Origin of the sequence: Pseudomonas sp. Z18(2022) (assembly GCF_036346535.1) — a bacterium.
GTDB classification, from domain to species: Bacteria; Pseudomonadota; Gammaproteobacteria; order Pseudomonadales; family Pseudomonadaceae; genus Aquipseudomonas; species Aquipseudomonas yamanorum_A.
The window spans coordinates 21637-36060 of the sequence record NZ_JAOTOA010000016.1; the positions used below are offsets into that span (position 1 = coordinate 21637).

The following is a 14424-nucleotide window of genomic DNA, read 5'->3' on the forward strand; positions in this document are numbered from 1 at the left end:
GCACCAGAGCGGTCAATCCTTGTCCGGGCTTTGAGGACAGGCGCAGAATGGCGGATCGACCTGTAGAGTTGAACCTGAGGAAAAACCGTATGAGCCTGTCGTTACTAAGCCGTTACGCGTTCTTTGCCGTCTGCGTCATTTTCACCCTCGCCAGCATGCCGTTTATCGAACACGAATGGGTGTGGCCGATCGCCGTGGTCACCGGCATCCTTAGCCTGATCGGCATTTTCGACCTGCTGCAAAGCCCTCACGCGGTGCGCCGCAACTACCCGATCCTGGGCAATATCCGTTACCTGGTGGAGGCCATCCGCCCGGAAGTCCGCCAGTACCTGCTGGAGTCCGACAGCGACGCCCTGCCCTTCTCCCGGGCTCAGCGCTCGCTGGTCTATTCGCGCGCCAAGAATGAAAGCGCCGACAAACCCTTCGGCACGCTGATCGACGTGTACCAGTCGGGCTTCGAATTTATCGGCCACTCCATGCGCCCCGCGCCGTTGAGCGACCCCAGCGCGTTTCGCGTGATCGTCGGCGGCCCGCAGTGCAAGCAACCGTACTCGGCTTCGGTGTTCAACATCTCGGCCATGAGCTTCGGCTCGTTGAGCGCCAACGCGATTCGCGCCCTCAACCAGGGTGCCAAGCTGGGCAACTTCGCCCACGACACCGGCGAAGGCAGCATCAGCCCCTACCACCGGGAAAACGGCGGCGACCTGACCTGGGAACTGGGCAGCGGCTACTTCGGCTGCCGCACCAGCACCGGCCTGTTCGACCCGGAACGCTTCGCCGCACAGGCGCAGAACCCGCAAGTGCGGATGATCGAAATCAAGATGAGCCAGGGCGCCAAGCCGGGCCATGGCGGGATCCTGCCCAAGCACAAAGTCACCCAGGAAATCGCGGATACCCGCGGCATCATGATGGGCGAAGACTGCATCTCGCCGTCGCGCCACAGCGCGTTTTCCACCCCCATCGAAATGATGCAGTTCATCGCCCAATTGCGTGAACTGTCGGGCGGCAAGCCGGTGGGCTTCAAGTTCTGCCTGGGCCACCCGTGGGAATTCATGGGCATCGCCAAGGCCATGCTCGAAACCGGCATCCTCCCGGACTTTATCGTGGTGGACGGCAAGGAAGGCGGCACCGGCGCGGCGCCCGTGGAGTTCACCGACCACATCGGCGTGCCCCTGCGTGAAGGCCTGTTGTTCGTGCACAACACCCTGGTGGGCCTGAACCTGCGGGACAAGATCAAGCTCGGCGCCAGCGGCAAGATCGTCAGCGCGTTCGACATCGCCAGCGTCCTGGCCATCGGCGCCGACTGGGCCAACTCGGCGCGGGGCTTCATGTTCGCCATCGGCTGCATCCAGTCGCAAAGCTGCCACACCAACAAATGCCCCACCGGCGTGGCCACCCAGGACCCGTTGCGCCAACGCGCACTGGTGGTGCCGGACAAGGCCCAGCGGGTGTTCAACTTCCACCGCAACACCCTGAAGGCCCTGGCCGAAATGCTCGCCGCTGCCGGCCTCGATCACCCCTCGCAGCTGTCGGCCAAGCACCTGGTGCGGCGCATGTCGGCCACCGAGATCAAGCTGTTCTCGCAGCTGCATGTGTTCCTCAAGCCTGGGGAACTGCTGACCGGCGAGGTGAACGGCGAGTTCTATTCGCGCATGTGGCAGATGGCGCGGGCGGACAGTTTTGAGCCGAATGAAATTGCGGCGGCTTAAGAGCCGCTTGGAGGCATGTGTTTCATGACGATATAACCATCGTCATGGAACATATAAATCGAATAAAACCGAGTGTCGACTACAGGCGAAATATCACTTTGCACGATGGCCGCTACAGGGTGGGTTTTATCTTGCCATCCCACATTGGGAATTCCGGCACGAATCATCGAGTAGGGCAGCAACAGAAAGTTCGCCGATAACACATACGACATGACGGGGGTTACCGAGAGCGCTCCTTGCGCAGCGGGTATCCAGAGTTCACTTTCATCAATCGAAAAATAGAAACTCTTTATATTTTTGAGCTGCGCATGCGCATTAATACTGGCGACCACGCTATTGACCAGACTGATATCCAGTTCTTTTTTTGCGCTCAACACTCGCCCATAACTATAGGAAAAATTCATTGCAAAAATGAGTGGCAATACAAGAACCCACATAAAGTAGCGAGGCAACTTTCTCAACAACCAATAAACCAACAGCAATATAAACGTAAATAAAGGCCCAACTGCCAACATCAGCCTTGAGTCGCTTTGCTCAAAGCTGAACAGCACCATAACACCCGGGATACAGGTGACCAACAACAACGGCACCGACAAATAAATCCCTCCCACAAGGCCTTTTACCCCTACGCCATCTCTGTATTTCAACACCGACAAACCGCCGCCGATATATCCCATGCCCGCCAGCACCATCATCAAGATGAAAAACCACCGGCTATCACCCGTGTACAGCGAGCTCAATGACGCCTCGATATGTTGAAAGCGGGTCAGCACCCGAGAAATCCAACTTGAATCAAAAGCGACTACACCCTGCCTGCTTCGGGACAGGAAGGGTGACACCACTCCCATATAAACAACCAGGGCAACTACCACTTGGGCACACTTGACAAAAACAAACAAACCCAGTTCGGAAAGTGTTTTTCTATTGACAAGGCCTTTATACAGTTCAATAGCGCATAGTGCGAAAAACACATTCATCAACGGCTGATAAATAGCCAGAGCGATCCATACCAGCAGCGCCGGAACCGTCCAATTCACCCATCGATATGGCGAGTTGAAGGTCACTGAGAATATCAAGGCGGCGATCCCTAACGTCGCTACCGGCCCGTCATAGTGATAGGTGAGGTTAGACAAAAAGAAAGGATTAAAAAATAAAGGAAGCACTACAACCGCACAGAAAAAATTGGCACGTTGAAAATAGTGCAGCATCAAACTCTGCAGCGCGAATGCCATGATGGCTGTCGCTATCAGCAGAGCCAGAGGAAAGGAGTCGGGTATGCCCCCTGTAAACGATAGAAAATTGTAAAAAAAAGGCATCAAAAACCGCCCTTCCTTGATCCAGTCCACGTCACCGTCTACTGCACGATAGATGTCATCCACGTAGGGGTAATCCGCCAGGATCAGTGGAAATACATACACGATGGAAACGATCAAAAAAAACGCAAGCGCCTCTCTTTTTGACCAGTCGCGGAAAAACATCCGAGACGCTTCCGTCGTGTCAATACTCATTCTTCACACCCTCTGTTTTTCAGCGCTTGCTCATCCACGCTGTCATTGCGGGGGCAAATAGCGAATAGTTGAACCCTTGCAATTCCCGCGCTAAAACCCTGCAGCAGGCGCCAACTGTCGGGCAACTTGAAGTGCAACGTATCAGCCTCCACATCACCCACCAGCCAGACCCGCCCCGACACGGGTGCGAGTGACGCAACGCCGTCCACATAAACCTGTTCCGCCTTATCGTTAACAAGCGTCCATGTTTGATACCCATCAGGGCGTGCCGATGTGCCGTCGCTGTTCAACGGTGTGTAATACAGGGGGACGGTCTCATTTTTCAGGTAATAGAGCATTGGCAAATACATGAAACTATCCAGCACCAATACGCTATCCCCTGCTCGGAAAGAGACGCTGATATAGCCTGCCACTCGGTCAAACTGACTGAATTCAAATACATCTTGCGGTTGTTTGGCGTAGATGATTCCCAAGCCACCGGCTTGCAGAATCGTCACGCCGGTCAACAAGCCAAACCCCACTATTTTGCTGCGTGCCCATAGCTGGCTTGCCGCCACCGCAACGGTCATCGGGAAGGCCAGTGAACAAAACAAAAAATAGTGCGGAACAAACAATGGGTAAAAGCAGGAAACCAGCACCACCACCACTGGCGGCGCCCAGGCATAAATAACCAGCAACGCATGCCATCGCCGGGCACTGTCGTCCCTCACGACAATCATCACCGACACCATGAGCAACACAACCGGCACGCCATAGAATGCCCACACCGGCATCGCCAGGCCGTCACTGAAGTTTAGAAACTGCCAGAAAACGCTGACCACGTCCTTGATACTTGGCTGCTGGATCCAGTTAAACCCTGAGTACTTTATTTGATGCCAAAGATGAGGAACCCACGGTATGAACATCACCACAATAGCGACGTTGGCACCCCACCAGGCGGGTAGCCTCAAAACGTTTTGCCCACCGCTGCGCGCCTTCGACAACCACAACAGGTACAGCCAGTGTGAGATGACGCATACACCTGTGAAGTAATGGGTATAGAACCCAGCAACCATCAGCAGACAATAGAGAAACAAAGGCCGTCGGTTGCCGGGGTTTTCCAGCCAATAGACCAGTGCAATTGTTGCCCCGAGCATCAACGCACCGTGCAACGCGTACATGCGAACTTCCTGACTGTAACGGACCGCAAAGGGCGACAGCGCCAGCAGAAAACCACCGACAATCACCGTGGGCCAGCGACTGATCCGGCTCATTAACCACATCCCCAATACCACGGTTACCATACCGAACAAGGCACTCAGTGCCCGGGCGGCCAGCACGCTATCGCCCATGACCTGCATCCACCCGTGCAGCAGCCAATAATAGAGCGGCGGATGCACGTCCCGGGTCGTATGGAACATAATTTCGGTAGGGGATTTAACGCTCAACAAAATACTGAAAGCCTCGTCACTCCAGCCCCCGGCCGTATCGATATGGTGAAATCGAGCCCACCCGCCGACGATCAGGATCAACCCGCAAGCCAATACTCTCGCCCGTTCGCTAGCCACAGAGCTCATGCTTTCTCCGTGGAGGCCGGTTGATTCTGTACTTCACCGGCGACTACTTTACTGGCGATCACATACCTGGGCCGGTGCTTGGACTCCATATAAATCCGCCCCACATACTCGCCCAGGATCCCGATCCCGATCAGTTGCACCCCACCCAAAAACAGGATCGCCGTCATCAATGAGGGATACCCGGGTACTTCGTTACCCCAGAAAATCTTGTCCAGCACCATGTAGCCCGCATACGGCAACGCCAGCAATGAGATACAGCAGCCGATGTAACTCCACAGGCGCAACGGCAAGGTGCTGAACGACGTAATGCCCTCCAGCGCCAGGTTCCACAATTTCCAGGCGCTGAACTTGCCTTGGCCGGCACTGCGCCTGGCCCGGTCATACTCAACGATCACCGTGTTAAAACCGGCCCAGGACAGCACGCCCTTCATAAACAGCTGCTGTTCCGGAAGGGCCTTGAGCACGTCCACCACCTTGCGGTCCAGCAGGCGAAAGTCGCCGACGTTTTCCTCGATATGCGGGTTGGCGATGTGGTTGAGCAGGCGATAAAACAACGAGGCACTCTGGCGTTTGAAGTAGCTGTCGCTCGAACGGTCCCGCCGCTTGGCCAGCACCACCTGCGCGCCGTGTTGCCATTCGAGGATCAGACGCGGGATCACCGCCACCGGATCCTGCAGGTCCACGTCCATGGGAATCACCGCCTCGCCGCTGGCATATTCGAGCCCGGCAAAGAGCGCCGGCTCCTTGCCGAAATTGCGCGAAAAGTTGATCAGTACCACATGGCGGTCTGCCAGGGCGATGGCCCGGGCATACTCGGCAGTGCGGTCGCTGCTGCCATCGTTGATAAACACGATCTCGACGCAGTGAGCCTGCAACCCAGGCTCCTCGCGCACTGCCCGGTAAAACCGGCCGAGCGCCTGCTCCTCATTGAACACCGGCACGATCAGCGAGAGGTTCATGAACCACCCCCACGAAACACCACACACTTGGAAAACAGAAAGCCACAGAACAGGCTCAACAACGAAAAGCTCACCAGCGTCACCAGGCCAGGCAGGCGCCACAGGTCCGCCAGCCAGCCCACGGCAAGACTCAGAGCGCCCATGAACCCCATGAACAGCAGGTAACGCCCCAGCGTGGCCTCGGCGGCGAAGGTGTACATTGCGTTGGCGTAGAAAGAAAAAGAGGCCGCCGCGCAGAAAGCCAGCAAGTTGCTCAGCGCCTGGTTGAGTTCAAAGAAGCTGCGAAACACAAAAAACAGCTGCCAATGGATCAGGGTATTGGCGATACCCACCAAGGTGTAGGTGGAAAATCCCTTCCAGACTCTGTGCATGCCAGTGCCACCCGTGATGGTGGTGTTCAGCAAGCCACGTGTTGTACACGGCGTCTACTGTCAGAAATAACAGGTAGTACCCACTTTACGACGCACGGTAGGGTTGTCTGCCCGCCTTAAACACGTTGAACTGTGCAGCCTTCCTCCCGCCCGCCGGGCAGCGAGTCGTGCAAAGGACTGACCCGATGTTGAAAGTAATCGCCGAAGACTTCATCAAACCCGAACACCTCGACACCGTGCGCCCGTGGTACGCCGAACTGGTGGAGAAAACTCGCCAGGAACCGCTGTGTATCGCCTACGATCTGTTCATCGACCAGAAAGACCCGGGGCACTTCATCTTTGTCGAGCAATGGCCCGACCAGGCCGCGCTGGATACACACTGCCAGACGGAACACTTCACCCGGCTGGTGCCGCAGATCAACGAATACCAGGCCAAACACTGCCGGGTGTTGTTGATGGATGCGTTCTGAAAACCTGACCCTTTCCCGCTGAACCGGACCACCGAACGGCATCGCAGAAACAAGGAGCTTCACCATGCCGTTACTGGATTTCACCGCCCTCGCTGCACAACTGCCTGACACCTGGAAATCTACCCGCCTGGGCCAGGTCGGCCCGGCGCGGATCAAGGTGTTGCGCATGGACGCGCAGGCCTACGAAGAAGAAACCCACGACTACAACGAAGGCCTGCTGGTGATCGACGGGCATTTGCGCCTGTCCATCGGTGAGTAGGCTATCGACGTGGGCGCCGGCCAGATGTACCTGGTGGAAGCCGGCATCGCCCACGGGGTGTTGGCTGGCAGCCACGGCACCCTGGTGATCATCGATGTTTAATCAACGTCAGTGAGACATTCTGTAAATACCCCGCCTTTGCAATTGCTTACAAATACCGCCAACCTGCGCCCCGCCCGACGTACGGCTCGACAAAAGCCGTCGTCCACTTGTCATTACTAAACCCTTTGTTCAAGAGCCCGCTGCCATGCTGAACGGACGCGACCCGCGCATCGATTTTTTTCGGGGCCTGGCGTTGATCTTCATTTTCTGGGATCACGTGCCCCACAACCCTCTCGGCCAGATCACCCTGCGCAACTTCGGTTTCAGTGACGCGGCGGAAGTCTTCGTGTTCCTGGCCGGTTATGCGGCGGTGCTGGCCTACGGCAAGATCCTGCAGCGCGACGGCTACCTGATTGCCTGTGTAAAGATCTGGCGGCGCACCTGGGTGCTGTACGTGGTGCACATCTTTTTACTGGCGATGCTGATGGGCATCGTGTTCTTCGCCAACAGCCATGTGGAAACCCGCGACCTGGTCGAAGAGATGGGCCTGACGCATTTCGTCACCCACCCCCAGCAAGCCTTGGTGGATGAACTGCTGTTGCGCTTCAAACCCAACCTGATGGACCCGTTGCCGCTGTACATCGTGTTGCTGGGCTGCCTGCCGCTGGTGCTGCCGTTGCTGCTGCGCAAGACCTGGGCGGTGGTGGCGGTTTCGCTGGCGGTGTACCTGCTGGCCCCGCAGCTGGGCTGGAACCTGGCGGCGATTGCCGACGGTGTGTGGTACTTCAACCCGGTGACCTGGCAGTTGCTGTTTGTGCTGGGCGGTGCGGCGGCGATTCATGCGCAGCAGCCACGACCGGCGCAAACCCGTGGGCTGCTGCGCCAGCCGTTGTTCGTCGCGGCGGCGGTGTATGCGCTGGTGGCGGGCGTCATCACGATCTCGTGGCGCTGGCCCGAAATCCACGACGCGGTGATGCCGTCGGCCCTCAGTGACCTGCTCTACCCCATCAGCAAGACCGACCTGTCGCCGGTGCGTTTGCTGCACTTCCTGGCCCTGGCCTACGTCACCGCCAAGCTGCTGCCCGGCCATGGCTGGACGCAGAACTGGCTGGCGCAACAAACCTGCCGCATGGGCCGCTACTCCCTGGAAGTGTTCTGCCTGGGGGTGCTGCTGGCGCCGTTGGCGGACATGGTCAATGCGATCACCGGCGATGCCTTCGCCATGCAAATCTTCACCGCCATGGTGGGTGCCGGGTTGATGGCGCTGCTGGGGGCCTGGCTGGACTTGAACAAGCGGCTCACCCAACCGACGCGCGTCGCCACCGCGTGAAAAACAAAAAGCCCCGAAAGGGGCTTTTTGTTGAGCGCAGAAACATCAGCTCGCCGTGCGCACCGTAGCCTGGGTCGGCTGCAACTTGAACACATAGAACAACACCGTCAGCAGCACCAGGAACGCCGGGCCGACATACAGCGCCACGCGGGTGTCCGGGAAGTACGCCATCAGGCCTACCACCAGCAGCAGGAACGCCAGCGCCAGGTAGGAACTGACCGGGTACAGCCACATGCGGTATTTGAGGGCTTTTTGCTCGGCCGGGCTCAGGCTCTTACGGAACTTGAGCTGGGCCAGCAGGATCATCAGCCAGGTCCAGATCGCACCGAAAGTGGCGATGGAGGTCACCCACACAAAGACTTTTTCCGGGACCATGTAGTTGAGCAGCACGCCCAGCAACAACACGAAGATCGACAGCAAGAGCGCCTTGCGCGGCACGCCGTTGCTCGACGTGGTGCCGAACGTGGCCGGGGCCTGGCCGTTCTGCGCCAGGCTGTAGAGCATGCGCCCGGTGCTGAAGATGCCGCCGTTGCACGACGACAATGCCGCGGTGATCACCACGAAGTTGATGATGCCGGCGGCGGTCTTGATGCCGAGGCGCTCGAAGGTCATCACGAACGGGCTGCCCTGCGTGCCGATTTCGTTCCACGGGTAGATCGACAGGATCACGAACAACGCACCGACGTAGAACAGCAGGATGCGCCAGAACACCGAGCCGATGGCGCTCGGGATGGTCTTCTGCGGGTTCTTCGCTTCACCGGCAGTCAGGCCGATCATCTCCACGCCCAGGTAGGCGAACATCACCATTTGCAGGGACATCAACACGCCCGTCACGCCGTTGGGCAGGAAGCCGCCGTGGGCCCACAGGTTGGAAATCCCCAGCGCCACACCGTCGTTGCCGAAACCGAACGCGATGATGCCGACGCCGCCGATCACCATCGCGATGATGGTGACGATCTTGATCAGCGCGAACCAGAACTCGAACTCACCGAACGCCTTGACCGCGATCAGGTTGATGGTGCCCATGCTGACCAGCGCCGCGAGGGCCCAGATCCAGCGGGGCACATCGGGGAACCACACGCCCATGTACACCGCGACCGCGGTGATTTCCGCGACGCAGGTCACCAGCCACAGGAACCAGTAGTTCCAGCCGGTGAGGAAGCCCGCCAGCGGGCCGAGATAGTCTTGTGCGTAACGACTGAAGGAACCGGCGACCGGGTTGTGCACGGCCATCTCGCCGAGGGCGCGCATGATCACCAGGATCGCCAGGCCGCCGATGATGTAGGACAGCATGATTGCCGGGCCGGCCATTTCAATGGCCTTGGCCGAGCCCAGGAACAGACCGACACCGATACAGGCGCCGAGGGCCATCAAGCGAATATGCCGTTCGCCGAGTTCGCGTTTCAGCGGACCGCCCTGAGCGGCCTCGCCATGGGGCAGGTGATTGCCAGCTGGCATAGGGATACAACCTCGTCTTGTTATTGGATATGAGCCACCGAGTCCGGGGCGTCGCGGCGGGTGGCCGGGGCGTCCTGATAGCGGGCCTGCCTTTTGGGCAAGACCGTCTGGCCGGGCCAGATCAGCGGGGGTGCAGTATAAAAAGCAAAACCCAGGGGTTTTCACTCTATAAACGACAAGATTCAGCGGGAACTCGCGGTAAAAGCCCCTTTGACGGAGGCGCATTAACTGTTCCACGTAGGAATCATCGCCAACAAACGGCGGCGAGTATTGCACGGTAATGGTGCAGCGTCATGCCCCTACCTTTGGCGGATTTACTGGTGGGGGAGGCTCTAGGGCAGTGTTTTCTGCCTGACTCAATCCATTGTGGAGAGGGAGCTTGCTCCCCCACCACAGCAAGCTCCCTCCCCACAGCAAGCTCCCCACCACAGCAAGCTCCCTCCCCACAGCAAGCTCCCCACCACAGCAAGCCCCCTCCACACAGCAAGCTCCTCCCCACAGTGAGGGACCATGCATGGAAATACGTACTCAACAATTCCGGGATCAGGGCCCCTGTCAGGCTGCTAGCGTCAATTCATCTGGAGCAACAAGGAATGCAATGGAATGCCTACACGCCCTCAATCCCATCGCCTGAGGACCGGTAGATTCAGCGAGCCCGGCAGGGCTTATCTGGTCACAGCCGTCGTCCACAATCGCCAACCACTCTTTACCAACTTTCATCTGGGTCGCCTGCTGGTAACCGAATTCAGGCGTGCCCATGAGCAAAAATGGGGGAGTTCCATAGCCTGGGTCATCATGCCGGACCACTTTCATTGGCTGGTCCAGCTTGAGCAACGCAGCCTGCCCCAGCTGATGCAAGCGGTTAAGTCCCGCAGCACGCACACGATCAACCGGGCAAGGAACAGCACAGGAGCCTTTTGGCAGAACGGCTATCACGACCGGGGGATTCGGGACGGTGAAGACTTGCGTCATTTGGCCCGGTACATCATCGCCAATCCCATCAGGGCGGGACTGGTAGAACGCGCCGGCGACTACCCGCTGTGGGACGCCTGCTGGCTATAGGCAGGAACAGCACCTCGCTGGTGAAGGAGCTTGTTGTGGCGAGGGAGCTTGCTCCCGCTGGGCTGCGCAGCAGCCCCAAGACCTGGGCATGCGGTTTTGCAGTCAAACCGAGGTGGGTTCTTTGGGAGTGCTTCGCACTCCAGCGGGAGCAAGCTCCCTCGCCACAGCAAGCTCCCTCTCCACAGCAAGCTCCCTCACCACAGCAAGCCCCCTCTCCACAGCAAGCTCCCTCTCCACAGCAAGCTCCCCCACCACAGCAAGCTCCCTCTCCACAGCAAGCTCCCCCACCACAGCAAGCTCCCCCACCACAGCAAGCTCCCTCTCCACAGCAAGCCCCGTCCCCACAACAAGCTCTCTCACCACAAACAACCCCACCCTCACAAATCCCCCCCACTCGCCCACCACCGTCTAAGCTTCAACCAAGTCCGATCAATCTACGTAAATGGATCAATCGACTATGGGCGCTTTATGGCAGAACGCTTCGACCAAGGCTGCGGTATCCACCGATAGCCCGGATGAACAGCCATTGCCACAAAGCCCTCCTCCCCGCAGGCGACTGTGGTGGCGCCTGTTCTGGCTGGTGCTGCTGATTGCGCTGATCGCCCTGGGCTTTGCCGCGATGCGGGAAATGCACACCTCGCGCCTGCAGGCCAAAACCTTCTCCGACCTCGCCTCAACCCTCACCTATCAAATGCATCCCGGCCCCAGCGATGCGCGGGTTTATCCCGGCGCCGGGCCCTTCGACAAGCGCCTCGGCTACAGCGCCCTGGGTGAATTCCTGCCACGCCTGATCAAGCGCGATTACCTGATCCAGGCACAGGCACGCTTCTCCCCCGACCTGATGAGCTACGCCCAACGCGGCCTGTTCGTGCCCTACCCGGAAAAAATCCAGGCCGGCCTGACCATCACCGATTGCCGCGCCGCACCGCTGTACCAGTTCACTTATCCACAACAGTTCTACCCAAGCTTCACGGCGATCCCGCCGGTGGTGGTCAACAGCCTGCTGTTTATCGAAGACCGCGACCTGCTCGACCCCAAGCAACCACAACTCAACCCGGCGGTGGATTGGCCGCGTTTCGCCAAGGCCGCCTGGTCCCAGGTGGCGAAGCTCCTGCACCTGCCCGGCCAGACCGCTGGTGGCAGCACCCTGGCGACTCAGCTGGAGAAATACCGCCACTCCCCCGACGGCCTGACCCTGTCCGGCGGCGAGAAAATCCGCCAGATGATTTCCGCCAGCGTGCGGGCATATCAGGACGGCCCGCAAACCCTCGGGGCCCGCCAGGACATCGTGCGCGATTACCTCAACAGCGTGCCCCTTTCAGCCGTGCCCGGCCATGGCGAAGTGCACGGCATGGCCGAAGGTTTGCGCGTGTGGTACGGCGCCGACTTCAACCAGACCAACGTCCTGCTCAACAGCAACGACCCCAAACAGCTGCCGCAAAAAGGCCTGGCCCTGCGGGAGGTGCTGTCGCTGATGATCGCCCAGCGCCGGCCCTCTCACTATTTGTCCAAGGGCCACAAGGAACTGGCCGACCTCACCGACAGCCACATCCGCCTGCTCGCCCAGAACAACGTGATCGACCCGGCGCTGGCCAAGGCCGCCCTCGCCAGCCACGTTACCTACCGTGACTGGCAGCAGCAGCCAACGATCCAGCCGATCGAAAGCAACAAGGGCATCACCGTCGCCCGTACGCGCCTGGCCGCCCTGCTCAACCAGCCGTTGTACGACCTTGACCGCCTTGACCTCGCCGCCACCAGCACGTTGCAAGCCGACCTGCAAAGCCAGGCCAGCGCTTACCTCAAGCACCTCGCCGACCCGGCCTTCGCCACGCAGATCGGCCTGATCGGCCCCACGCTGCTGACACCCGCCAGCACCGCCCAGGTTCGCTACAGCTTCAACCTTTACGAGATGACACCCGACGGCGCGCGGGTACGGGTACAGACCGACAGCACCGACCAACCCTTCGACATCAACGAAGGCAGCAAGCTGGAACTGGGCTCCACCGCCAAGCTGCGGGTGATGACCACCTACCTGCAAATCGTCAGCGAGCTGCACGATAAATACGGTGCAATGCCGGCGGCCGAGCTGCGCAAAGTCCCGGTGGACGACCAGGACCGCATCACCCGCTGGGCCCTCGATTACCTGATCCAGAACAGCGACCGCAACCTGCCGGCCATGCTCGACGCAGCCCTCAATCGGCAGTACTCGGCCAACACCAGCGAAGGCTTTTTCACCGGTGGCGGCATGCACCACTTCCACAACTTCCGCATTCAGGACAACGGCCGTACACCCACGTTGATCGAAGCGCTGCGCGAGTCGATCAACCTGCCGTTCATCCGTCTGATGCGCGACCTGGTGCGCTACAGCACCTACCAGGGCCCGAACAACAGCGCCGAGTTGCTCAAGGACGACAACGACCCGCGCCGCCAGGAATACCTGGCGCAGTTCGCCGACCGCGAAGGCACCACCTTCCTGCTCAAGTTCTGGAAGAAATACCGCAACAAGAACACCCAGGCCCGCCTCGACACCTTTCTCGACAGCATGCATCCCACCGCCATACGCCTGGCCGCCGTGCACCGCTACCTGCTGCCCAACGCCAGCCAGGCGAGTTTCAACAGCTTTATCCGCTCGCACCTGAGCAGCGTGAAAAGCACTGAAAAACTCACCGACGAACGCCTCGACAAGCTCTACCAGAACTACGGCCCCGGCGCCTACGACCTGCCCGACCAGGGCTATATCGCCAAGGTCCACCCATTGGATTTGTGGCTGATGGGCTACCTGCTGAACAACCCCGACGCCACCTTCACCCAGGCCACCGCCGCCAGCGAACATGAGCGCCAGGAGGTTTACAGCTGGCTGTTCAAGAGCCGCCACAAGAGCGCCCGGGACAGCCGCATCCGCACCATGCTGGAGATCGAAGCGTTCCTCGATATTCACCAGCGCTGGCAAAAAGTCGGCTACCCGTTCGACCACTTGGTGCCATCGCTGGCCACCGCCATCGGCAGTTCCGGCGACCGTCCCGCAGCGCTGGCGGAGCTGGTGGGCATCATCCTCAACGACGGCGTACGCGAACCCACGCTGCGCATCGACAGCCTGCGCTTTGCCGCCGACACGCCCTATGAAACCCGCCTGATCAACGACCCCAATCGCGGCAAGCGGGTGATGCCGTCCGAAGTGGCCACGGCCCTGCGGGGAGCCCTTTCGCAAGTGGTGGACGCCGGTACCGCACGCCGCGTGTCCGGCAGTTTCAACCTGGCCGACGGCACACCGCTGGCCATGGGCGGCAAGACCGGCACCGGCGACAACCGCATCGAAGCCATCGGCGCCGGCGGGCGGGTTCTCAGCTCCAAGGCGATCAACCGCACCGCAACATTCGTGTTCTATATCGGCGACCATCACTTCGGTGCGCTCACCGCGTTCGTGCCCGGCGCGTCGGCCCAGGGGTTCAAGTTCACCTCGGCGTTGCCGGTGCAGGTGCTCAAGGGCATGGCGCCGATTCTTACCCCGTATTTGCAGCCCGGGGACAGCACCTTGTGCCAGACTCCGCCCGCCACCGCCGCACGTTGAAACAGGTGACAGGTATGCGCTTTATCCACGCATTTTTCCGCTGAATAAGCCGCCTGTTCCAGCCGGTATTCGAACTTATCGGCGGCCCCGGGCCTGAATAGACTGAGCCGTTACTCTTGCTCTAATTCAGGT

The 14424-nt window shown here is 59.5% G+C and carries 11 protein-coding genes and 1 pseudogene; 6 read left to right on the top strand and 6 right to left on the bottom strand.

Annotated features, from left to right (window positions below; translation table 11 throughout):
* Positions 1 to 89: 89 nt before the first annotated feature.
* Positions 90 to 1709: an FMN-binding glutamate synthase family protein gene (locus tag V3W39_RS24890; RefSeq protein ID WP_177040673.1), complete on the top strand. Its 1620-nt coding sequence runs from the start codon at positions 90 to 92 to the stop codon at positions 1707 to 1709.
* Here V3W39_RS24890 and V3W39_RS24895 read toward each other — a convergent pair.
* The 4 genes from V3W39_RS24895 to V3W39_RS24910 are packed head-to-tail and all read right to left on the bottom strand — an operon-like array spanning position 1706 to position 6103.
* The gene (locus V3W39_RS24895) at positions 1706 to 3217 is read right to left on the bottom strand and encodes a glucosyltransferase domain-containing protein (protein WP_330213511.1); all 1512 of its coding nucleotides are present in this window, start codon (positions 3215 to 3217) and stop codon (positions 1706 to 1708) included. The two genes, V3W39_RS24890 and V3W39_RS24895, sit on opposite strands and share 4 nt — an antisense overlap.
* Positions 3214 to 4773 (bottom strand): glycosyltransferase family 39 protein, encoded by a 1560-nt coding sequence (locus tag V3W39_RS24900; RefSeq protein ID WP_330213512.1) that lies wholly within the window; start codon positions 4771 to 4773, stop codon positions 3214 to 3216. The genes V3W39_RS24895 and V3W39_RS24900 overlap by 4 nt, the downstream gene beginning before the upstream one ends.
* The gene (locus V3W39_RS24905) at positions 4770 to 5732 is read right to left on the bottom strand and encodes a glycosyltransferase family 2 protein (RefSeq protein WP_330213513.1); all 963 of its coding nucleotides are present in this window, start codon (positions 5730 to 5732) and stop codon (positions 4770 to 4772) included. Before V3W39_RS24905 ends, V3W39_RS24900 begins: the two co-directional genes overlap by 4 nt.
* The gene (locus tag V3W39_RS24910; protein WP_330213514.1) at positions 5729 to 6103 is read right to left on the bottom strand and encodes a GtrA family protein; all 375 of its coding nucleotides are present in this window, start codon (positions 6101 to 6103) and stop codon (positions 5729 to 5731) included. Before V3W39_RS24910 ends, V3W39_RS24905 begins: the two co-directional genes overlap by 4 nt.
* 185 nt (positions 6104 to 6288) lie before the next feature.
* Between V3W39_RS24910 and V3W39_RS24915 the strand changes: the two genes are divergently transcribed.
* The 3 genes and pseudogenes from V3W39_RS24915 to V3W39_RS24925 all read left to right on the top strand — a co-directional run bounded on the left by V3W39_RS24915 (position 6289) and on the right by V3W39_RS24925 (position 8204).
* On the top strand, positions 6289 to 6573 hold the full coding sequence (locus V3W39_RS24915) for a putative quinol monooxygenase (protein WP_177040683.1): 285 nt from the start codon (positions 6289 to 6291) through the stop codon (positions 6571 to 6573).
* A gap of 64 nt (positions 6574 to 6637) precedes the next feature.
* Positions 6638 to 6934, top strand: a pseudogene (locus tag V3W39_RS24920) (cupin domain-containing protein).
* 145 nt (positions 6935 to 7079) lie between these two features.
* Entirely contained in the window at positions 7080 to 8204 is a 1125-nt protein-coding gene (locus V3W39_RS24925) for an OpgC family protein (RefSeq protein ID WP_330213515.1), read from the top strand.
* 45 nt (positions 8205 to 8249) lie between these two features.
* Here V3W39_RS24925 and V3W39_RS24930 read toward each other — a convergent pair whose 3' ends face one another.
* A complete protein-coding gene (locus V3W39_RS24930; protein WP_330213516.1) occupies positions 8250 to 9662 on the bottom strand; it encodes an amino acid permease in 1413 nt (470 codons plus the stop codon).
* 603 nt (positions 9663 to 10265) lie between these two features.
* Between V3W39_RS24930 and V3W39_RS24935 the strand changes: the two genes are divergently transcribed.
* The gene (locus tag V3W39_RS24935; RefSeq protein WP_177116188.1) at positions 10266 to 10724 is read left to right on the top strand and encodes an REP-associated tyrosine transposase; all 459 of its coding nucleotides are present in this window, start codon (positions 10266 to 10268) and stop codon (positions 10722 to 10724) included.
* A gap of 102 nt (positions 10725 to 10826) precedes the next feature.
* Here V3W39_RS24935 and V3W39_RS24940 read toward each other — a convergent pair whose 3' ends face one another.
* Positions 10827 to 11099 (bottom strand): hypothetical protein, encoded by a 273-nt coding sequence (locus V3W39_RS24940; protein WP_330213517.1) that lies wholly within the window; start codon positions 11097 to 11099, stop codon positions 10827 to 10829.
* 82 nt (positions 11100 to 11181) lie between these two features.
* Between V3W39_RS24940 and V3W39_RS24945 the strand changes: the two genes are divergently transcribed.
* On the top strand, positions 11182 to 14292 hold the full coding sequence (locus tag V3W39_RS24945) for a transglycosylase domain-containing protein (protein WP_330213518.1): 3111 nt from the start codon (positions 11182 to 11184) through the stop codon (positions 14290 to 14292).
* Positions 14293 to 14424: the final 132 nt, after the last annotated feature.

Coding starts and splice junctions, on each gene's coding strand:
- V3W39_RS24895 (WP_330213511.1), bottom strand. CDS start 3,217: ATGAGTATTGACACGACGGAAGCGTCTCGGATGTTTTTCCGCGACTGG.
- V3W39_RS24935 (WP_177116188.1), top strand. CDS start 10,266: ATGCCTACACGCCCTCAATCCCATCGCCTGAGGACCGGTAGATTCAGC.
- V3W39_RS24945 (WP_330213518.1), top strand. CDS start 11,182: ATGGGCGCTTTATGGCAGAACGCTTCGACCAAGGCTGCGGTATCCACC.
- V3W39_RS24930 (WP_330213516.1), bottom strand. CDS start 9,662: ATGCCAGCTGGCAATCACCTGCCCCATGGCGAGGCCGCTCAGGGCGGT.
- V3W39_RS24905 (WP_330213513.1), bottom strand. CDS start 5,732: ATGAACCTCTCGCTGATCGTGCCGGTGTTCAATGAGGAGCAGGCGCTC.
- V3W39_RS24925 (WP_330213515.1), top strand. CDS start 7,080: ATGCTGAACGGACGCGACCCGCGCATCGATTTTTTTCGGGGCCTGGCG.
- V3W39_RS24910 (WP_330213514.1), bottom strand. CDS start 6,103: ATGCACAGAGTCTGGAAGGGATTTTCCACCTACACCTTGGTGGGTATC.
- V3W39_RS24915 (WP_177040683.1), top strand. CDS start 6,289: ATGTTGAAAGTAATCGCCGAAGACTTCATCAAACCCGAACACCTCGAC.
- V3W39_RS24900 (WP_330213512.1), bottom strand. CDS start 4,773: ATGAGCTCTGTGGCTAGCGAACGGGCGAGAGTATTGGCTTGCGGGTTG.
- V3W39_RS24890 (WP_177040673.1), top strand. CDS start 90: ATGAGCCTGTCGTTACTAAGCCGTTACGCGTTCTTTGCCGTCTGCGTC.